The 19,682-nt window shown below is 37.0% G+C and carries 20 protein-coding genes; 10 read left to right on the top strand and 10 right to left on the bottom strand.

The features are described 5' to 3' along the window. Positions 1–56 precede the first annotated feature (56 nt). The 4 genes from K8089_RS13455 to K8089_RS13440 form a co-directional block, all read right to left on the bottom strand. Positions 57–1,364 carry an ABC transporter permease gene (locus tag K8089_RS13455; protein ID WP_237603816.1) on the bottom strand — a complete coding sequence of 436 codons (1,308 nt, stop codon included), beginning with the start codon at positions 1,362–1,364 and terminating at the stop codon, positions 57–59. Positions 1,365–1,370: 6 nt separating this feature from the next. After that, positions 1,371–2,297 (bottom strand): ABC transporter ATP-binding protein, encoded by a 927-nt coding sequence (locus K8089_RS13450; RefSeq protein WP_237603815.1) that lies wholly within the window; start codon positions 2,295–2,297, stop codon positions 1,371–1,373. A 380-nt stretch (positions 2,298–2,677) separates the two neighbouring features. Then, positions 2,678–3,787, bottom strand: a complete 1,110-nt coding sequence (gene dnaJ / locus K8089_RS13445; RefSeq protein WP_237603814.1) for a molecular chaperone DnaJ — start codon at positions 3,785–3,787, stop codon at positions 2,678–2,680. Between the two features lies 1 nt (position 3,788). After that, positions 3,789–4,340 (bottom strand): nucleotide exchange factor GrpE, encoded by a 552-nt coding sequence (locus K8089_RS13440; protein ID WP_237603813.1) that lies wholly within the window; start codon positions 4,338–4,340, stop codon positions 3,789–3,791. Positions 4,341–4,491: 151 nt separating this feature from the next. Between K8089_RS13440 and K8089_RS13435 the strand changes: the two genes are divergently transcribed. Next, a complete protein-coding gene (locus K8089_RS13435) occupies positions 4,492–5,145 on the top strand; it encodes a YceI family protein (protein WP_237603812.1) in 654 nt (217 codons plus the stop codon). Positions 5,146–5,203: 58 nt separating this feature from the next. Here the strand turns inward: K8089_RS13435 and K8089_RS13430 are convergent, their stop codons facing one another. The 3 genes from K8089_RS13430 to K8089_RS13420 all read right to left on the bottom strand — a co-directional run bounded on the left by K8089_RS13430 (position 5,204) and on the right by K8089_RS13420 (position 7,425). After that, positions 5,204–6,112, bottom strand: coding sequence for a TIGR01777 family oxidoreductase (locus tag K8089_RS13430; RefSeq protein ID WP_237603811.1), 909 nt, complete (start codon positions 6,110–6,112; stop codon positions 5,204–5,206). Between the two features lie 121 nt (positions 6,113–6,233). Then, positions 6,234–6,908, bottom strand: coding sequence for a tRNA (5-methylaminomethyl-2-thiouridine)(34)-methyltransferase MnmD (mnmD, locus tag K8089_RS13425; RefSeq protein ID WP_237603810.1), 675 nt, complete (start codon positions 6,906–6,908; stop codon positions 6,234–6,236). A 1-nt stretch (position 6,909) separates the two neighbouring features. Continuing rightward, the gene (locus K8089_RS13420) at positions 6,910–7,425 is read right to left on the bottom strand and encodes a DUF4920 domain-containing protein (RefSeq protein ID WP_237603809.1); all 516 of its coding nucleotides are present in this window, start codon (positions 7,423–7,425) and stop codon (positions 6,910–6,912) included. A 112-nt stretch (positions 7,426–7,537) separates the two neighbouring features. Here K8089_RS13420 and K8089_RS13415 point away from each other — a divergent pair, with 112 nt between their 5' ends. Next, positions 7,538–8,608 carry a branched-chain amino acid aminotransferase gene (locus K8089_RS13415; RefSeq protein WP_237603808.1) on the top strand — a complete coding sequence of 357 codons (1,071 nt, stop codon included), beginning with the start codon at positions 7,538–7,540 and terminating at the stop codon, positions 8,606–8,608. A 63-nt stretch (positions 8,609–8,671) separates the two neighbouring features. On the opposite strand, the gene K8089_RS13410 is transcribed toward K8089_RS13415, so the two are convergent. Next, the gene (locus K8089_RS13410) at positions 8,672–9,058 is read right to left on the bottom strand and encodes a nucleoside triphosphate pyrophosphohydrolase family protein (RefSeq protein WP_237603807.1); all 387 of its coding nucleotides are present in this window, start codon (positions 9,056–9,058) and stop codon (positions 8,672–8,674) included. 653 nt (positions 9,059–9,711) lie between these two features. Between K8089_RS13410 and K8089_RS13400 the strand changes: the two genes are divergently transcribed. From K8089_RS13400 to K8089_RS13375, 6 genes are all read left to right on the top strand, one after another. After that, positions 9,712–10,521 (top strand): hypothetical protein, encoded by an 810-nt coding sequence (locus tag K8089_RS13400; protein ID WP_237603805.1) that lies wholly within the window; start codon positions 9,712–9,714, stop codon positions 10,519–10,521. Between the two features lie 265 nt (positions 10,522–10,786). Next, positions 10,787–11,290, top strand: coding sequence for a hypothetical protein (locus K8089_RS13395; protein WP_237603804.1), 504 nt, complete (start codon positions 10,787–10,789; stop codon positions 11,288–11,290). Continuing rightward, complete coding sequence (locus tag K8089_RS13390; RefSeq protein WP_237603803.1) at positions 11,275–13,125, top strand: ATP-binding protein; 1,851 nt, start codon at positions 11,275–11,277, stop codon at positions 13,123–13,125. Before K8089_RS13395 ends, K8089_RS13390 begins: the two co-directional genes overlap by 16 nt. Continuing rightward, complete coding sequence (locus tag K8089_RS13385; protein WP_237603802.1) at positions 13,122–13,748, top strand: response regulator transcription factor; 627 nt, start codon at positions 13,122–13,124, stop codon at positions 13,746–13,748. Before K8089_RS13390 ends, K8089_RS13385 begins: the two co-directional genes overlap by 4 nt. Positions 13,749–13,917: 169 nt before the next feature. Further along, positions 13,918–14,535 carry a hypothetical protein gene (locus K8089_RS13380; RefSeq protein ID WP_237603801.1) on the top strand — a complete coding sequence of 206 codons (618 nt, stop codon included), beginning with the start codon at positions 13,918–13,920 and terminating at the stop codon, positions 14,533–14,535. A 77-nt stretch (positions 14,536–14,612) separates the two neighbouring features. Then, on the top strand, positions 14,613–15,311 hold the full coding sequence (locus tag K8089_RS13375) for a hypothetical protein (protein WP_237603800.1): 699 nt from the start codon (positions 14,613–14,615) through the stop codon (positions 15,309–15,311). A 141-nt stretch (positions 15,312–15,452) separates the two neighbouring features. Here K8089_RS13375 and K8089_RS13370 read toward each other — a convergent pair whose 3' ends face one another. Then, the gene (locus K8089_RS13370) at positions 15,453–17,492 is read right to left on the bottom strand and encodes a dipeptidyl peptidase 3 (RefSeq protein ID WP_237603799.1); all 2,040 of its coding nucleotides are present in this window, start codon (positions 17,490–17,492) and stop codon (positions 15,453–15,455) included. A gap of 146 nt (positions 17,493–17,638) precedes the next feature. On the opposite strand from K8089_RS13370, the gene K8089_RS13365 reads away from it, so the two are divergent. Both K8089_RS13365 and crcB read left to right on the top strand, forming a co-directional pair. Beyond that, a complete protein-coding gene (locus K8089_RS13365; protein ID WP_237603798.1) occupies positions 17,639–18,694 on the top strand; it encodes an SRPBCC family protein in 1,056 nt (351 codons plus the stop codon). Beyond that, positions 18,695–19,066: a fluoride efflux transporter CrcB gene (crcB, locus tag K8089_RS13360; RefSeq protein ID WP_237603797.1), complete on the top strand. Its 372-nt coding sequence runs from the start codon at positions 18,695–18,697 to the stop codon at positions 19,064–19,066. Here crcB and K8089_RS13355 read toward each other — a convergent pair. Further along, positions 19,063–19,671 carry a DUF1684 domain-containing protein gene (locus K8089_RS13355; RefSeq protein WP_237603796.1) on the bottom strand — a complete coding sequence of 203 codons (609 nt, stop codon included), beginning with the start codon at positions 19,669–19,671 and terminating at the stop codon, positions 19,063–19,065. The two genes, crcB and K8089_RS13355, sit on opposite strands and share 4 nt — an antisense overlap. Positions 19,672–19,682 lie beyond the last annotated feature (11 nt).

Below are 19,682 nucleotides of genomic sequence, written 5' to 3'. Positions count from 1 at the left end.
TTTTTTTTGGTCAACAAAAATTTCACCGAATACATAGCAACATTCGGCGCATTTTTTTAATACTTAAGCCACTTAAAAATTTCTTTGTAGGTGGGTTTCTTTCCGTACATTAATATTCCTACGCGATAAATTTTGGCCGCAAACCAAACCATAGCAATAAAGGTTGCGAATAAAATAAACACCGAAATAAGCTGTTGCCAAAGTGGCACACCAAACGGAATACGCATGAGCATAACAACAGGCGAAGTAAAAGGTATGTACGAGAAAACCTGAGAGACCGCTCCGTGCGGATTATCTATTACGGTAAAAAAGCCAACGTAAACTGCCAAAATTAATGGCATTAAAATAGGCATCATAAATTGTTGGGTATCGGTTTCGCTATCTACCGCAGCACCCACAGATGCGTACAACGAAGCATATAACAAATAACCGCCAATAAAAAAGAGGATAAACATTATTATAAGATTGGTAACAGGCAAGTTGTTTATTTCAAGCATAACGTCTTGCATAATTTGCTGGGTTCCGCCATTTACACTGTTCTCCAAAACTTGTTGCGAGGGCGAACCAGCTGAGGCATCAATCCCGAAGAGTGAGGTTACAACAGTCATTAGCACCATTATTAACACTACCCAAACTATAAATTGGGTAATTCCGGCGAGGGTGGTTCCAAAAATTTTCCCCAAGAGTAACGTTCGCGGTTTTACTGAAGAAATAATAACTTCAATTACGCGGCTGGTTTTTTCTTCAATAACACTTCGCATAATCATATTTCCGTAAATAATGATAAACATAAAAAGCAGATATCCGGCAGCACCCCCAAAAATTAACTTTAACCCGGAGCCTAATTTTGAAGTTTCCTTTCCTTGAAATGTTTCTTGATTGGCGCTGATGTTTATATGAAGGTTTCTGATGGTTTCAGAATCAATGCCGGCTTCTTTTAATTTTAAGGTATTTACTCTGTCTTCAAGTAAGTTATTAATGTCATTCATCAATGACAGTGACGGAGAATCTTCAGAATAAAATGTGATTTTTTTTGAAAGTTCATCGAGACTTTCAGTTTTAGGAATATATAGCAAGCCGTATATTTCGCCATTTTCAGCTATTTTTTTCGCATCCTGTACTTGAATTCCACTAAGCATATTATACTGCATATGTGGCGTACTGTTAAATTCATTTACAAATATGCCACTTTCGTCCAACACCGAAATTTTACGCACCGTATCGTTATTAATGTTCGATAAATAAGCTACCAAAGCAAAAATACCCACGAAGATTAGCGGACTTAAAAACGTCATTACAATAAACGATTTATTGCGGACTTTAGTAAGGTATTCCCTTTTAATTATAAGTGGAAGATGATTCATTGTCGATTAGTTTTTTTGAATGGTTTCAATGAAAATATCGCTAGCAGTAGGCACCACTTCAACAAAATGTGTTAACTGCCCAAGCGATGTTAAATAGCTAACAAAATCGTTTGGCGCTACCGAATCGGGTATTTTTACTTTGAATTGCAACTCGTCATTAATGCTTTTGAAAGTTGCGGGAAAAATCTCGAATTTTTCTTTTAATGAAGCCGATACTGCCACGTGGTCTGGCGTAATTAATCCAATTTCGAAGGTGTTGTTTTTGTATTGCCGCTTAATATTGACTAACCTACCATCGAGGATTTTATTCGATTTGTGAATTAGCGCAATATGATCGCACATTTCTTCTACAGATTCCATACGATGGGTAGAGAAAATTACCGTGGCACCATCATCGCGAAGTTTTAAAATTTCATCTTTAATAAGGTTGGCATTTATGGGGTCGAAACCGCTAAATGGCTCGTCAAAAATTAACAGCTTTGGATTGTGAAGTACCGTAACCACAAACTGAATTTTCTGTGCCATACCTTTGGAAAGTTCCTGAATTTTTTTGTCCCACCAATCGCCTATGTCTAAACGATCGAACCAATATTTCAATCTTTCTTTCGCTTCTTGCTTTGAAAGTCCTTTTAGCTGCGCCAAATACAGTGCTTGCTCTCCCACTTTCATAGATTTGTACAAACCGCGTTCTTCTGGCAGGTAACCAATATTTTTTATGTGGTGTGGCTGTAGCGGCTCGCCGTCTAAAATTACAGAGCCAGCATCGGGCATTGTTATTTGATTGATAATGCGTATAAGGGTAGTCTTTCCTGCTCCGTTAGGACCCAGCAGACCAAAGATGCTCCCTTTTTCAACTTCGATTGATACGTTGTTGAGCGCTTTGTAATCTCCATAGATTTTGGAAACATTGTTGACCACTAAAAGTTTTTCCATAAATATTATTTGAAGTATGTAAATATATTGAATTGAAAGTACCTCTGCCTTTTATGTCCTAAGATTTATGATTTTTTTTAGACAAACCAACACCCCTAAAAAAGAAGAAAAAGTAACATTGTAAATTTTCAATAAAAAAGTAGCCAATACAAACTGCAGAAACGGGATTGTGTTTTTGTTAATCTATTCATCCTAATTTGCTGTTTAACAATAAGTAGATAATGGTATAACTAGCTGGTACTGGGAGCCCATAAAAAACAAAACCCACCCAAAATTTGAATTTTGGGTGGGAAAAAAAATTGCTATGAAAAAGAAAAATTATCACTTCTAAGGCGAAGCGATATTTCAAATATATGTAAAAATATTTATTTAACGTTTGTTTAAGAGAACATATCTTTCACTTTCTCGAAAAATGACTTGTCTTCTTTTTCTGGATTGGGCTGAAAATGCTCATTATCGCTCATTTTTTCAAAAAACTCTTTTTGTTCTTTTGACAGCGATTTTGGTGTCCAAACATTTACATGAACTAATAAATCTCCTGTGCCATAACCGTTTATACTTGGAATTCCTTTATTGCGAAGTCTAAGAATTTTTCCGCTTTGGGCACCATTGTCTATTTTAATACGCACTTTTCCTGTAACGGTTTCTATTTCTTTGGAAGTACCCAAAGCCGCTTCAGAAAAACTAATGTACAAATCGTAGTGAAGATTATCGCCTTCGCGTTGTAAAGAGTCGTGTGGTTTTTCTTCAATTGCAACCAAAAGATCGCCCGCAATCCCATTGCCGGGGGCATCGTTACCTTTTCCTGAAACCTTAAGTTGCATCCCATCTACCACTCCCGCAGGAATTTTGATCGATACTGTTTCTTCAGTCACTAACATACCATCGACATCTGCATTTGCAGGTTTTGAATCTACAATTTGCCCAGAGCCACCGCAAGTGCTACAAGTGGCCGAGGTTTGCATACGACCCAAAATTGTATTTTGAATACGTGTTACTTGTCCCTGTCCATTACAGGTAGCACAAGTTTTGTAAGTGGTGCCTTTTGCAAGTTTTTTACGCTTTACTTTAATCTTTTTCTCTACGCCATTTGCAATTTCTTCCAGGGTAAGTTGTACGCGAATACGCAAATTGCTTCCTTTCATAGTTCTGCGACCACCGCCACCAAAACCACCAAAGCCACCGCCAAAACCACCGCCAAAAATATCTCCAAATTGGCTGAATATATCCTCCATATTCATGCCACCTCCGCCGAAACCACCGCCACCTTCAAAGGCGCGATGTCCAAACTGATCGTAACGCGAGCGTTTATTCGGATCGCTTAATACTTCATAAGCTTCAGCAGATTTTTTAAACATTGCTTCGGCCTCATGATCGCCCGGGTTTTTATCGGGGTGATACTGAATTGCTTTTTTTCGGTATGCTTTCTTAATTTCCGCTGCAGTTGCGGATTTCGAGATTTCTAAAATTTCGTAATAATCTTCCTTCATACTATTGTCCTATAACCACTTTTGGATAACGAATTATTTTATCGCCTAAGGTGTACCCTTTTTCTACCACATCAATAATTTTACCTTTTAACTTTTTATCGGGGGCTGGAATTTGTGTAACGGCTTCGTGAGATTCTGAATCAAAAACATCACCTTGTTTTACATCCATTAAATTCAACCCTTTAGACTTTAAGGTTTCACGCAATTTGGTATTGATAAGTTGAACCCCTTTATACAAATTATCGTCTTTACTTTTTTCAATTTCTTTTAATGCGCGTTCAAAGTCGTCCAAAACTGGTAGCAATGAATTTATAACGTCTTCTCCCGCAGTTTTAAACATTTCTATACGTTCGCGGGCCGTGCGCTTTTTATAATTTTCAAATTCAGCAAATAATCGCAAGTAGCGATCTTTTTCGCGCTGAAATTCATCTTGCAATTCCGAAAGCGCATCTGTTACATTTTCTTCGGCAATTTGCTGCTCGTTTATCTCTTTATCGTCAAAACCTACTTCCGCTTGGCGTTCGGTTTCATTCAAATTATCGTTTTTGCTCATAGTAGCGTTCTTTCATTTTTTTCTGAAGGGAGCAAAAGTACTGCCAATTGTTTAAAAATGTCAAAATGTCACAGGGTTTATTTAATAGTTCTTTAAGATTAATCTTGATTAATATCTCTATTTTTGCACGCTTAAACTAAAATCAATAACTATGAAATCAACATTTTTGAAAATTACCTTAATAGCGTTTATATCTTTGGGTGTAATTTCTTGTAAAAACACAGCAAATGAAGCTGATACTGCAGTAGAAGAAGCTGCTCAAGCAACAGAGATGGCTACTGAATATTCAGTAGATGCTGCTGCTTCACAAATTAACTGGGAAGGTGAAAAACCAACCGGCAAGCACCACGGTACTATAAGTCTATCTTCAGGGACTATTCACTTAAACGATGGCAAAGTTGAAGCTGGTAATTTTACGATTGATATGAACAGTATTAACGTTCAAGATTTAACTGGTGATGACAAAGCAAGTTTAGAAGCCCACCTTAAAGGAACCGCAGAAGGTAAAGAAGGCGATTTCTTTAACGCAACGGAATATGCAACTGCAAAATTTGAAATGACTGGAATTGAAAACAATATTGTTAAAGGAAACTTGACAATTAAAGACAAAACCAACGCAATTGAATTTCCTGCAACGGTAAGTATAGACGGCGATAAAATGACACTTAAAAGCGAAACTTTTGAAATAGACAGAACTAAATGGGACGTTAATTACGGCTCAAAATCTGTTTTCCCGAGTTTGGGCGATAAGTTTATTAATGATGCCATTAAATTAAATGTGTTGTTAGTTGCTACAAAGGCATAATTTTTAGAATATAAATTCTAAAAAAGAGAGCGGCAACTTGCCGCTCTCTTTTTTTGTTTTACAGCAAATCCTGTAAGGCATTTTCTAAATTGTAATATTTAAAGTGATACCCAAGTTCTTCTATTTTGTGTGAGCTTACCAACTGCCCTTCTAATACCAAAACAGCCATTTCGCCTAAAACCAGTTTTAAAACAAAAGCCGGGATATTTGGCAACCACAGCGGGTTATTTAATTTTGCAGCAATCATTTTGGTCATTCTTTTATTTTGTACAGGATTTGGTGCGACAGCATTGTATTTTCCTTCCAATTGATTTTTCAATAAAAACAAATAAATACCTGCAATATCTTCTATATGTATCCAAGATTGCCATTGTTCCCCGCTTCCCAATGGTGCCCCAACACCATATTTTATTGGTTTAACCAATTGTGGTAAGGCACCATCATTACGTGCTAAAACCATGCCTGTGCGCACCTTACTCACCTCCATGCCTAAGTCTTTAAACTTTACGGCTGCAGCTTCCCAGGCAACGACAACTTTTGCCAAAAAATTATCGCCTATTGCATCGTCTTCCTCAGTGTATAATTTGGTTTTTGAATCTGGATATATACCTATACCACTCGCCGAAATAAAATGAACAACGTTATGGTCTATTTTTTTCAGAGTTTCATAGATCAGCTTCATACTTTCAATTCGGCTGTTCAATATTACCTGTTTATATTTTTCGGTCCATCTTTCAGAAATAGTAGCTCCTACTAAATTAATTATAGCTTCCACGCCATTAAAAGCTTTTTCATCTATTTCTCCCTCTGAAGGATTCCAGTAAAAACCCTTGTAGTTTTCAGTGTTTTCAATTTTTTCCTTACTTGTAGTCAGGTAGTTAACAACAATTCCTTCAAGATGGCATTGTGCTACCAGTTCAGAACCTATAAGCCCAGTGGCTCCAGTTATTAAAACCTTTTTAATCATAAAACTAAATTTATCGATTCAATTGCAAATAGCAATGCCCATTAACGGAAGATTATGAAATGCCCAACACAAAATGCATTACATGTATTTTAATTTTTTTCTTCCAAAAGAACCACAGCATTTACCCTTTAACTTTTGTGCCGCGCAACATTTCTTTTTTTCCGGGTGGTCCTGTAAGTCGCTCTACAATAAATCCGGCGGCTTGCATAGCGCGTCTGGCGTTGCCGTTTGCCGCGTAAGTAACCAAAACTCCGTCTGGTTTTAACGATTTGTACATTATTTTAAAAATGGTTTCAGTCCAAAGTTCGGGCTGCACTCGAATTCCGAAGGCATCAAAATAAATTATATTGAAAGTATTTTCGGCATCTATTTCTGAAAAGAGCCGTTGTTGTTTTGTAAGTTGAAATTTTTCGGAAAGTTTCGTTTTTACTTCCCACGGAGAAACGTGTAATTTCAGAAAATTTTCTTCGGAAGTATTTAAAAGCGAGAAATAATTGAGTTTGCTTATTTCATCTATTTGTAGTGGATACGCTTCAACTCCAGTATAAGCTACATTAAAAGAATTAGTTTCGGTTTCCAAAAAAGTAAGAAAAGCGTTGAGCCCCGTTCCGAAACCAATTTCGAGAATTGAAATAGTTTCACTTTTATTTTTAGAAAACCAATGATAAAGCCCTTCTTTTATAAAAACGTGAAGGGCTTCGGCTATTGCACCGTGTTTAGAGTGGTATTGTTCATCCCATTCCGGTATATGCAGTGTGTAAGATCCGTCGCCGGTTTTAAATAAACTTCGTTTCAAATTACTGCTTTGCCGTTTCGGGAATAAGCACGCCATGGGCTTCAAAGGCCAAAGTGCGCTTTATTTCGGTAATTGCCGCAATTTCTTCAGCGGTGGCACCACCATCTTCGGCGTAATGACGTTGGTCTTCAACGCTCATTTCTTCAACATAAGCCTTTCCTTCTGCAATAATTTCTTTGCCAGAAATATCTTTCGGCATAAAGAAACCGTAGTCTTTAAAACGAACCATAGCTTCGTCTTCGCCCATATCTACTTTCATCCAGCAGCCTTTCTTTTGGCAGACTTCCTTTACTTGCGTAGCAAATTTTACGTTGATGGTGTCACCAATTTGTAAATCGTTGTATCGTTTAATGATAGCAGCTTTATCCAACACATCTTCATCGGTAATCTTATCGCCAAAGGTTTGATAGTTCATCGCTATTTCTTCGGTTTCAACTGCTGGTTTATCCTCTGTTTTTTCGTTTTTACAGCTCATTAAAATTGCTATAAGTGAAAACACAATTAGTATTTTTTTCATTTTGAAGTATTTTAATAAATTATTGAATGGTAATGCTTTGCAATTTTAATGATTTTTTGAATTTTATATGGTTTAAATTTTACCTATTTTTACCAAATAAACATTTCTTTTCATGAATTCATCGTCCACGCAAAAACTAGACATTCAAAAAGTTGCTACTTCACGAGTTGGTGAAGTAGATTTTAACAATCTCACATTCGGAAATACGTTCACCGACCACATGTTTGAGTGCGATTATAAAGATGGTATTTGGCAAAATGCAACTATAAAACCTTATGGCCCGTTAACAATTTCGCCTGCTGCGAAAGTTTTTCATTACGGGCAAGCAGTTTTTGAGGGAATGAAGGCTTTTAAAGATGACGAGAAAAGAGTCTGGTTGTTTAGACCCGTAGAAAATTTTAATAGAATTAACAAATCTTCGGTGCGAATGGCCATCCCTGAATTTCCGAAAGATATTTTCTTTGAAGCTTTAACCACGCTAGTTAAAATGGACAAAGAATGGATTCAGACCGGGCTTGGCAATTCGCTTTATATCCGTCCGTTTGTAATTGCAACACAAGTTGGTGTTTCGGCATCTCCTTCAACCGAATATAAGTTTATGATTTTAATGTCGCCCGCACAAGCATATTACACAGGCGATGTGCGAGTAGAAATAGCAGAACATTACAGCCGTTCGGCAAATGGCGGTGTAGGTGCGGCAAAGGCTGCCGGAAACTACGGCGCCCAGTTTTTCCCAACTAATTTGGCGCGCGAAAAAGGATTTCAACAAGTAATCTGGACAGATGCCAATGAACATAAGCTATTGGAAGAAGCTGGCACAATGAACGTGTTTTTTAGAGTTAATGACACCTTAATTACCGCACCCGTAAGCGATAGAATTTTAGATGGCGTAACCCGAAAAAGTGTTCTAGCCCTTGCCGAAAGAGACAATCTTACCATTGAGGTAAGACCCGTTTTAGTTGCTGAAATTGTAGAAGCCGCAAAAAACGGTAGTTTAAAAGAAATATTTGGTGCAGGAACCGCAGCCGTTATAAGCCCTGTGAGCGCTTTCAGCTATAAAGGAACTGTTTACGAACTTGAAAAACAGCAAGATGGTTTTGCCTCCCGATTTAAAAAAGAATTGATGGACATTCAATACAACCGATCTGAAGATCCGTTTGGATGGCGCTTTGAAGTAGCGTAATTACGTACCAAAAATTTTATTTAAAAAAAGTCTGAAGCGCAACGATTCAGACTTTTTTAATTATTACTTCTCAAGAATTTGCTCAATATTAGGTTTAAAATAATCAGGTCCCTTTAAAACCTTTCCGTCTTCGCGATAGATTGGTTTGCCATCGGCACCCAGTTTGCTCATATTGCTGCGTTGTATTTCGTTAAAAACTTCTTCAATTTTATGTTGCATTCCGTGTTCTATGATTGTGCCGCATAAAATATAAAGCATATCGCCCAAGGCATCTGCGACTTCCACTAGATCGTTTTGGTTTGCGGCTTCAAGGTATTCTTCGTTTTCTTCGCGCATAAGTTCGTAGCGCAAAAGGTTCTTTTTAATTCCAAGGTTGGCGGTTGGCGAATCTTTCATTCCAAGACCAAATGCTTTGTGAAATTCAGAAACCGCGTTTATTTTATTCTTCATAATTATGCCCAGATAGCAGGGTGATTTTTAAATTAGTGTTGTATTTTTGGCACTGGTAAAATTACAAATTTATGTTTAGTACTGGCCAATTGGTTTTCGCTGCATTCTTTTTTATTGTCTTCGTAATTGTAATGATTTTTAGTTACCGCGGCGACAAAAAACTTCACAAAAAATATTATAGAGGAAGTTTTTGGGTCCTGGTAGGCTTCCTTGTTTTTGTTACTGTATTAATTTTGGTAAAAACGTATTTTAAAAATTAAGTTTCGCACATTAGTCCAGTAATTATAGTAGTTAACAAGCATTTTATTATAATTCTTTACCAAAACTTTTCAAAAATATTCGGTAGAAAATACCTCTTAATAGGTATTTTTCATGACGCTTCCGTTTTCTACATTTGTCTTATCGCGCTGATAGAGCACACATTAACAACAAAAATTACAGATGAAATAAACAACCCGGTTTGAATTGGCAATTTATTTCTTCTGAAGAAAAAACCTAAGTGTGCATTGTATAAATACAACAATCTTGAGCAACTATTATTCTGTGGGGATGGAGTGATATTGTAAAAGAGTCAACAATGCACCGGGGGTTTTTCTTAACTGAAAATCAACATTACAATAAAATTGAAAAGTAACTTAAAACCAAATTAAATTATGAAAAAACTAACGTACTTATTGCCTTTCTTACTGGCCTTTTCCTTCTTCTTTTTAATAAGTTGTGAAAAAGACGAAGAACCTGACCCTGAAGAAGAAACAATAGAAGTAAATGAAACCTCTATTATTCCTTCCAGCAACTTTGGGCGACCTAACAATTATTTGGGTTGTATTGAAATTACTAGCAGAATTACTACCATCTCCGTTTGGGACCACGGAACGGTGGATGGCGATATTGTTTCTATCGTGGCAAATGGCAATGTAATAATAGACGAGCAAACGCTTAACGGTCCAAATAGCCCAATAAGCGTAGATTACGATTTTGGGTATAACGGCTTTAATTACATTACGCTTTATGCGCATAATTTGGGCGATATACCCCCAAATACCTGTACCGTTGCAATAAATGGGGTTGAATTTGTTTTAGAAGCAAATTTAGACGCTAACGGTTCCGTTGACGTAATTGTTAATGGCTACGGTGTTGATTGTAGTGACGCAGGCAGTGGCGGTGGCACTGGAGGCGGAGGCGGCTCTGGTGGCGGAAGCAACAAAGGCGATGTGAAATTTTGGATTAATGATGACTTTGGCTGTGGCCCAATAACCGTAAATTTAAGTGGCGTAGGCTCCAGTGATATTACGGGATATTATTATGCCGGTACTCCAGATTGTACCGCTGACGGCATTGGCGGGAATTTTAACGATCTAACGCCAGGTACATACAACTACTCGGCAAGTTGCCAAGGATATACTTGGGACGGAACTGTAACTGTTACAGAGGATTCCTGTTACCGAATGCAACTAACCTTATAAGTGTTTCTATTTTTGTTTGAAAAAAAGAGGTCGATTAAAATAATTTATTCGACCTCTTTTAATTGGAATCGGTTCGTATTGCTTACAGCTTGTATTGTTTTTGAATATCAAGCAAATAGTTGTCTATTTTAATACTTCTATTTAAATTAGTGCTTTATCATCTTGTATTTTATTACGAATATCCCCAGTAACAGGGATTACTATTCCCGAAAATTTAGCGAATCTTTGAAGTATAAAAAAAACCAATTCAAAAACAAGTTTCAATATGAGTAATAAAACAATTAACCTAAGTTTTTTGATCCTTCTTCTTTTAACAGTTACAAGTTGTAAAAAAGATAGAGTCGTAGAATTCGCAATTACCGAAGTTACCGCCGTAAATTCCGATTATGATATTTGCACGTCCAACTGTGCTGTATTAACCGATAAATCGTGTTATAATACAGAAAATGGAACGGCTATTTTATATATGCCCATACCGAAAAATCATTACTTAACCATTAAAAAACAAAGTGACAACGAAATTTATTTTGAAGCAAATGGGGCACAATTAAATCAGGATTACGACATCTTTAAAATTAGACTGAGCGGGCTTAAAAAATCTCCCGGTGCCAGCCTATTTATTTATCTGGATATTAACAGCAGTAATCAAGTTTGCGCTAGTGGCAAAAATCCCGGTAAACTGGGCGTAAAAAAGAAAGGCACCGAAATTTCGGGCCACCCCATTTTAGATAATGGTTGTACACCTTCTGGCGTATGTATAACACGGTAATTTTAATTCTTGCGCTTTTTATTTATTCTGCCAGTTGGTCGCAGCAGGATTCTACGTATTATTATTTTAACCAAACCACGCCCGACGAGTTAATTAAAACCAAAATTGAAAACACAAACGACCCAGTTTTAAAAAACTATTTTCAGTTGGTTTATTTCAGCAAGAAGCGAAACGCAGACTCTATGGCGCACTATTTCGAAAAGATTAAAATTCAAAAAAAATTACCTGCCAATTTAACACCCAAATTATTATATTTTAAAGCGTATTACAATCGTATTTTAGACAATGATTCCCTGGCATTCGCATATCATCAAAAAGCGTATTTAGATGCGAAAAAAAACAAAGATACCTTGACCATTTTAAACAGTTTGAGCGGCCTTTCACAATCTTGGGATTACAAAGAAGATAACCACTACAGACTTGATTATCTGGAAAAACTAAAGAACGCGGCTGTAAAATATAACAATCAAAGTTTTAATATAATATACAATTACCTGCAAGGCAATTATTACCTATTTAGAGAAAACAATGACGCCGCTCTTAAAAGCTATAAAAAAGTATTGGCATATAATTTTAGCTCGCGCGATAGTATATTACTATTAGCCACTTATGGCAATATTGGTGCGTTGTATGAAACGAATATTGAAAATTCAGACTCTGCCATTTACTACTACAATCAAAAATTAAAATTGATTGAAACCAATCCAAGTTTTGGAAGTCCCGAAAATTACCTTAACGTTTATAACAATTTGGGCAGAGCATACGCTTCTAAAAAAGATTATGAAAAGGCACGGTTAAACCTCATCAAAGCAGCTAGCTATAACACCACAAAAAACAAGGTTTTTAACGAACTGATGATTGATGAAAATTTAGCAGAAGTGAACGCAGGTTTAGGCTACTTTGAAGAAGGTTTCTACAACCTGAAAAACGTAATTAAACTTGCCGATAGTCTAAAAGAAAAGGAACACCAAGAAAGCATTGCCAATATTATTGAAAATTACGACAACGATACGCTAAAATCAAACCTGAAACAAAAAGAAATACAACAACGAAATCTATGGATTGGAGCTTCGGCATTAGTAGTTGTACTTAGCCTTATTTCGTATTTGGTTTTCAAAAATACAAAGCGCAAACAGTACATTGCCGAGCAACAACGCGAAATAGAAATTCAAAAAACCGAAAAAATATTAAAAGAGCAGGAACTCACTACCATAGACGCCATGATAGCCGGGCAAGAAAAAGAACGCGAACGCATGGCGAGTGACCTTCACGACAGTGTAGGCGCAACCTTGGCAGCGGTAAAGCTGCAGTTTGGCCATTTAAAAAACAACAAAGGAAAGTTACAAAACGAAGACGAGTTATTCGAAAAAACAAGTATGCTCTTAGACGAAGCTTATACCGAAATCCGTGCCATGGCACACCTTAAAAACAGTGGCGTAATAGCAAAAAACGGTTTGCTTCCGGCTGTAGAAAAGTTGGCTAAAAATGCTTCAGCCACTACTGCGTTAACAATAGAAGTGCAAGACTTTGGATTGGACGAACGACTGGAAAATTCAATGGAAATAGCGGTATTTAGAATAATTCAAGAGCTTGTCACCAATATTATTAAACATTCAAAAGCTTCAGAGGCGAGCATTTCAATAACGCAACATACAGATTTACTAAGTATAATTGTTGAAGATAATGGACAGGGGTTTAACCCCAAATTAATTCACGAAAAAGAAGGAATGGGTCTCTCCAATATTGAGCGCCGCGTAGAGCACATAGAAGGCAGTATGGAAGTAGATTCAACCAAAGGAAGAGGAACCACCATTTTAATAGATATACCAATATGATAACTGTAGCCATAGCCGAAGACCACCAAAGCTTAGTGGACGGCATTAATTTATTGTTGAAATATGAAGACGACATTTCAGTTGTAGGAATGGCAAACGACGGGGAAGCACTGCTAGAAATAGTGCAAAAAAAACAGCCACAAGTAGTTCTTACCGATATAAAAATGCCAAAAATTGATGGCATCGCCGCTACCAAACTTATTAAAAAAGAATTTCCCGAAACTAAAATCATTGCTTTTACCATGTTTAACCAACGAGATGCCGTTTCGCAAATGATAGCCGCTGGTGCGTCCGGATATTTACTTAAAAACTCCCCTTTAGAAGAAGTGCTAAACGCAATAAAATCAGTAGCAGAAGGCAACACTTTTTTTGATAGTGGCATCGATTTATCTTTTCTGGATGAAGCTGCCGAAACCACTTCAAAAAAACCACTTCTCTCAAAAAGCGAGCGGGAAATTTTACGTTATATCGGACAAGGAAAATCTAGCAGTCAGATTGCGAATCTGCGTTTTACAGCAGTTTCCACCGTAGAGAAACATCGAAAAAACATGATGCATAAATTAGGGCTTTCAGGCAAAAACGAATTATTGCGCTACGCGTTGGAGCAGAAGTACGATTTTTAAGTATTAGTTTGAAAGCGTCTTTTTTAACAGGTTTCTTCGGTTTTAATCATCTATTTTTCAATAGTATTTATACGTGTCATTCCCAATAACAATTTAAAATATACTCTTAAATGGGTATTTTTTTTTGCTTCTCTTTCTCATAGTTTTGAAAACAACTAAATCAACCATTATGAAAAGTTTACTTAGTATTACCCTTCTTCTATTTTGCATAACCGGATTCGCGCAAGAAGTTACCGTAACCCAAACCACAGAAAGATCTGAAAGCATTAAACCGCTACGGATTGGAACAAAATTAGGTATTCCCAGTTTAATAACTTTAAATGCAGAATACGTAACCCCATTATTAGATGAGCGCGTTGCTGCTACTTTAGACTTTATAAGCCTGTCTAAAACTGTTGACGATGTAAGTGTTAAGTATAATAATTTTGAATTTGGCGCCAACGTTTATTTAAAAGAAACAGGAAAAGGGCTTTACGCGTCTCTTACCTATTTATCGTTTAAAAGCACGGGAACCTTTGAAGATGTAGATTATGATGATGGCTCCTTTGGTCCCGGAACTGCAAAGATTGATTTTAGCACCGTAAATTTTAAAGTAGGTGCCAAACTTGGAAGGGTGTTTTACTTTAGAGCCGAACTGGGTTACGGCTTTGGAAAAATACCCGAAACTGTTGTTGTAAACAGCAACAATTCTGCTGCAACAGCAGAAGAAGACATTCCTGCTATTCCAGGCATGAGTTCATCTGGAACCGTAATTTTTAATATTGGGTTTGGTTTTGGCTTCTTATAAAAATACCCTCTATTAGGTATTTAATATAGCAACTTCAAAATTTATATTTAGCATACTAATTAATTAATACAGAAATTATGAAAAATCTAATACTCTTAATTGCAATTACCTTCAGCTCCGTAATGATTGGATCGGCTCCATGCCCCGAAACATCTGATATTTCGGCAGCTGGAAAGAAAAAAGTAGAAGTTGGCTCTTCCGAAAGCGATGCTGAAATTTTTTTAAACGGAAAGCTTATTGGAAAAGGAAGCACCGTAATTACCGTTCCCAAAGACGATTGTGTAACCGTGATTGCCAAAAAAATAGGCTTTTTGACAGAACGAATCGAGTTTTGCAATAAAAAAGGAATGACAAAACCGCCAAAAACGTATTTTATTGAAATGAAGCGCGACGACGCATACGACGCTTCAATACAAACAGATATTGCCAATGTAGATATTGAAATGGTCGTGAATACCATGGATAAAGATCAAGCCTGGAAATTGATGAACCAAATTGTATTATCATACATTGACGTAATTGAAATGACCGATAAAGACACTGGTTATCTACGTACCGCTTGGTCCTTAAAAACATTTATGCAAAACACCATTCGTACGCGTATTATTATTAAAGAAACTTCCACAGATCCGTTGGTTTTTAAAATAAAACTGGTGAGCGAAGCTTCTGGATTACCACTTACAAGTGTAAAAAGCGACGAACTTTATAAAGAATGGGATCGCGTTTTAAGAAGTTACTCAGACGTAATCGGAGAGTTTCAAGCGCGTTTAAAGTAATGAACCTTTAGAATTAGCTACAACAATTCTTTAAACAGCCTTGAGCAAAAAATAGTAAACTAACCAAAGCTATTTTATTAAAAAAGCCTTCAAAAAATTATATTTTTTTGAAGGCTTTTTACATTTAATGTAGTTTGGTTTTTAATTTACCGCAGGCAAATTACTATAGTTTTCAGAATAATAAAGCATTTGTTCTTTAAATGACTTAGGTTGCTCAATCGTAAAGCTTTCAATTTCGCCGTTGTCGTCCATTTTTGGGACAAGTAATGGGTTTACAAATCCACTGTACGGTGCCGAAGTAAATTGCTTGTTGCGCTCCAAAACTTCGCTGTGTATATTTTGATCTACTTTTACCCCGTAGGTTTCAACCAAGTGTTCAACTGCAGCGTAGTCGCCTTCACTTTTAATACGCTGTGTTTCGCGTAACAATTCGCCAAACAAGTCGTGAAGTTTATCGTAATCATTAATGTTGAAATAGGTTTTACCATCGCGGGTAACTTTTTCTATTACATTGTCTGCTTTGCCTTTTTCATAAACCCAAGCAGAAACCCATTGGCGGTTGCGCATGTGTGCTTCTTCTACATCATCGCCTAAGTTTAATCGAATTAATTGCGTCATCAATCCGTTGCGGATGTAACCATCGTACGCTGCCATTCCAACTTTTTTCCAATCGTCTACTAACCCCAATTCTTGCAATTTTGGATTGTACAAATAGTAAAGGCCTACCAAATCTGCACGTCCCTCTTCTAAAGTTGAAGCGTAATTTTTAAGTGTTTCTTTGGTCTCACCAACGCCGGGATTTAATTGCCCGCTAGCGTGCCCAATTACTTCGTGAAGGGCTGTGTGAAGTTTATCGGCTAACTGTCCGTATTTTTCTTCAAGTTCAAGCTCTTCATCGTCGTTTACAAATTCTTTCAATCTTCCCGAACTTCCTGCGTTGTTATAGGCTTCAATAATATTTCCTAAGGAAACAGATTTACTACCTACGGCTGCACGAATCCAGTTTGCATTTGGAAGGTTTACACCAATTGGCGTACTTGGCGACGCATCGCCCGCTTCACCTGCAACGTTCACTACTTTATAGGTAACACCTACAACGTTTTTCTTTTTGTGCTCCTCCATCAATGGCGAATTATCTTCAAACCACTGTGCATTTTCAGATAGTACTGCCATCTTTTCAGACATATCAAAATCTTTCAGCTGCACGATAGTTTCATAAGAACCTTTGTAGCCCAATGGATCGTTATAAACTTCAATAAAACTGTTTATATAATCTACATTTCCTTCGGTGGCAGCAGTCCAAGCTACGTTATAATCATCCCAAGTTTGCAGGTCGCCAGTTTTGTAATATTCAATCAGCAAACCAATAGCATCCCCCTGCGCTTGGTTTTCAGCAACTTCCTGTGCTTTTTTCAACCAACCAATAATTTTGTCTATTGCCGGACCGTAAAGTCCTCCCGATTTATAGACCAATTCCTTAAGCTCTCCACCCTCTTTCACCAATTTTGAATTTAAACCGAATGACAACGGCTTATTTGGATTTGGAGATTTCTTCATTCCATAAAAAGTTTCAACGTCTTTATTTGTAACGTTTGGTCCGTAAAAGTTAACGGCACTCTCCGCAACATTATCTACTCCTTTTGCTTGGTTTACCTTTTTTGCATCTTTATCGTTAAAAATCACATCAAAAGCTTCACCTTCCAATTTTGTATTGGTATCGGTTAAAAGTTGTTTTAAATATTCTGAAGAAAATTCAGGCATCAATTTAGCATTGGAATAATGATGATGAATACCGTTGCTAAACCACACGCGTTTTAAATATGTTTCAAAGTTTTTCCAATCTTCGGTGCTTTTGTCGCCTTCAAAATTGGTGTAAACATTCTCTAAAGCTTTTCTAATTGTTAGGTTGTGGCGGTAATTTTGATCCCACATTATATCTCTACCTTCCAATCCAGCCTTGGTGAGGTAGTACACAAGTTTTTGTTCTTTAAGGGTGAGTTTCTCCCAGCCCGGAATTTGATACCGCAGTATTTTTACATCGGCAAACGATTCTACGTTGTAATCAAATTCTGTAGCTTCCACTGTTTCAGTTTGGGCTACAACGTTGTCCGCTTTGTTGTCTTTACAAGAAAAAAACAATAAACCGCTTATTGCCATTGCAATAAAAAAGGTCTTCTTCATATTATAAAATTTTTAGGTTCTCGCAAATGTACTAAAATATTTATCGCAATTTTACAAAGTTGAAAACTTGAAAATGAGGCCTATTCATTTTAAAAAGCGTCCGCGAATTTTCACTATCTTAGCAACACCAATCAACACCCAACTAAATGAAAATTTTAAAATACTTATTTTTTCTACTTCTTATAATAATTATTGGCAGCGCTATCTATTTTGGAACACAGGATGGAAGTTTTGACATCCAAGATTCCGAAGTAATTGCTGCGCCTCCAGAAGTTATTTTTAATAAAGTGAACGATTATAAAAGTTGGGAAAATTGGGGCCCGTGGAAAAAAGAAGATCCTTCAATTTCTTTTACTTATGCCGAAAAAACTTCGGGCGAGGGCGCTTCCTATTCGTGGGAAGGCGAGATGAGCGGATCAATGACTACAACCAAGGTAATTCCGAATAAAGAAATTCATCAAGATTTAATGTTGAAAACTCCCGCTGGCGAACGCAACAATAAAGTTTATTGGACTTTTGAAGAAATGGAAGGCGGCACAAAAGTAACCTGGGGAATGAAAGGCGAGCACACATTAATTGACAAAGCATATTATGCATTAAGCGGTTTTGACTTTGAAACAGCCATGCACCAAATGAACCAATCTGGGCTGGAGGAGATTGAAAACGAAGTTTTAGACGATATGAAGCAATTCACCATTAATGTAGATGGGGTTACTCAATACGGCGGTGGTTATTATATGTACACAACTACGGTGGCCAAACAAGATGAAGTAGATTTAAAAATGGCGCCGTTAATGAATGAAGTATTTGGTTTTGTGAAAAAGCACAATCTAAATACGGCTGGGAAACCATTCGCTATTTATAACGAAATAGACAACGCAAACAACACCGTCATTTTTTCGGCAGCCATCCCTGTAAAAGAACAAGTAATTACACCCGAAGGTAGCCCCGTGGTTTGTGGTTATATGGAACCTGTAACTGCCATAAAAATTTCGTTGAAAGGAAACTACAAACATCTCTCAGAGGCCTATTTAAAAGGAAGACAATACATTGCTGAAAATAATCACGAAATAGATACTAGCCGTAAAATGTTTGAAGTGTATATTACCGATCCCGATGAAGTTCCGAATCCGGCCAATTGGTTAACAGAAATTTACATTCCAATTATTACCACGCCCCAACCCGCAGAAATAGGATTGTAAATGAAACAGTTAGCATTGGTTTTTATAGGTGGCGGCTTGGGAAGCACTTTGCGGTATTTGCTCGCAAAACATTTAAACGATTACGAAACGGGCGTCCCCTTCGGCACATTAGCAGCTAATATTATTGGGAGTTTACTAATTGGAATAATCTTGGGGCTCGCTTTAAAAAACGATATGCTTTCGCAAAATACAGTGTTGTTTTTGGCCACAGGCTTCTGCGGCGGATTTACTACTTTTTCTACATTTGCTTATGAAAACCATTTATTTTTAAGAGCGGGCGATTTTATGTCTTTTGCGCTTTATACTTTGGCTAGTTTCGCAGTTGGTTTTACAATGGTGTTTCTGGGAATGTGGCTGGCGAAGTTTTTTTAATGCTTCCCAAAATCTTTTACACCCGCTTCAATTCTAATTAAAAGATCGTTTTCCTTTGGAGGAATTGGGCACGAATATCGTAGGCTATAAGCACAATACGGATTATACGCTTTGTTAAAATCTATAATTATTGAATCGCCTTCGGGAATTCGCATGTCTAAAAATCTTCCCCCACCGTAGGAACCGTCACCACTCGTTAAATCTGTAAAAGGCAGGAAAAGATAGTCTTCGTAACCCGGCTCATCGTAAGGTTCAACACTTTTGAAAAGGTTCAAAACGAAATCTTTTCCATCTAGTGTGAAATGTGCTTCTCCGTATTTTACGTATTCGGGGGTTCGCGAGGTAGTGGTTGGCATCAAAAATGGTTTCTCGTTTGGCGTTCGTACAAACTTGGCCGTGACAATAAATTTTTCTTCTATAGGGTAAAATTCCAAACCTTTAAATTTTTTGAAATCTTCAGGTTCTAAAATTGTAGTTTCTGGATTGCTGAATTCTTCATTCAGTTTTATTTGTTCGGCTTTACTTTCAGCAATTAAACCTTCGTTTTGTGCAGAAATTGAAACACTTATAATAAAGAAGCAGCAAAATAATTGTAATGGGCTCATTTGTAGTTTTT

It is taken from the genome of Aequorivita vitellina (genome assembly GCF_022008365.1).
Taxonomy (GTDB): domain Bacteria; phylum Bacteroidota; class Bacteroidia; order Flavobacteriales; family Flavobacteriaceae; genus Aequorivita; species Aequorivita vitellina.
This window is presented reverse-complemented; position numbering and strand designations above follow the sequence as displayed.

Coding starts and splice junctions, on each gene's coding strand:
- crcB (WP_237603797.1), top strand. CDS start 18,695: ATGAAACAGTTAGCATTGGTTTTTATAGGTGGCGGCTTGGGAAGCACT.
- K8089_RS13365 (WP_237603798.1), top strand. CDS start 17,639: ATGAAAATTTTAAAATACTTATTTTTTCTACTTCTTATAATAATTATT.
- K8089_RS13455 (WP_237603816.1), bottom strand. CDS start 1,364: ATGAATCATCTTCCACTTATAATTAAAAGGGAATACCTTACTAAAGTC.
- K8089_RS13380 (WP_237603801.1), top strand. CDS start 13,918: ATGAAAAGTTTACTTAGTATTACCCTTCTTCTATTTTGCATAACCGGA.
- K8089_RS13410 (WP_237603807.1), bottom strand. CDS start 9,058: ATGAAGAATAAAATAAACGCGGTTTCTGAATTTCACAAAGCATTTGGT.
- K8089_RS13370 (WP_237603799.1), bottom strand. CDS start 17,492: ATGAAGAAGACCTTTTTTATTGCAATGGCAATAAGCGGTTTATTGTTT.
- K8089_RS13390 (WP_237603803.1), top strand. CDS start 11,275: ATGTATAACACGGTAATTTTAATTCTTGCGCTTTTTATTTATTCTGCC.
- K8089_RS13400 (WP_237603805.1), top strand. CDS start 9,712: ATGAAAAAACTAACGTACTTATTGCCTTTCTTACTGGCCTTTTCCTTC.
- K8089_RS13435 (WP_237603812.1), top strand. CDS start 4,492: ATGAAATCAACATTTTTGAAAATTACCTTAATAGCGTTTATATCTTTG.
- K8089_RS13450 (WP_237603815.1), bottom strand. CDS start 2,297: ATGGAAAAACTTTTAGTGGTCAACAATGTTTCCAAAATCTATGGAGAT.
- K8089_RS13430 (WP_237603811.1), bottom strand. CDS start 6,112: ATGATTAAAAAGGTTTTAATAACTGGAGCCACTGGGCTTATAGGTTCT.
- K8089_RS13415 (WP_237603808.1), top strand. CDS start 7,538: ATGAATTCATCGTCCACGCAAAAACTAGACATTCAAAAAGTTGCTACT.
- dnaJ (WP_237603814.1), bottom strand. CDS start 3,787: ATGAAGGAAGATTATTACGAAATTTTAGAAATCTCGAAATCCGCAACT.
- K8089_RS13355 (WP_237603796.1), bottom strand. CDS start 19,671: ATGAGCCCATTACAATTATTTTGCTGCTTCTTTATTATAAGTGTTTCA.
- K8089_RS13440 (WP_237603813.1), bottom strand. CDS start 4,340: ATGAGCAAAAACGATAATTTGAATGAAACCGAACGCCAAGCGGAAGTA.
- K8089_RS13375 (WP_237603800.1), top strand. CDS start 14,613: ATGAAAAATCTAATACTCTTAATTGCAATTACCTTCAGCTCCGTAATG.
- K8089_RS13385 (WP_237603802.1), top strand. CDS start 13,122: ATGATAACTGTAGCCATAGCCGAAGACCACCAAAGCTTAGTGGACGGC.
- K8089_RS13395 (WP_237603804.1), top strand. CDS start 10,787: ATGAGTAATAAAACAATTAACCTAAGTTTTTTGATCCTTCTTCTTTTA.
- K8089_RS13420 (WP_237603809.1), bottom strand. CDS start 7,425: ATGAAAAAAATACTAATTGTGTTTTCACTTATAGCAATTTTAATGAGC.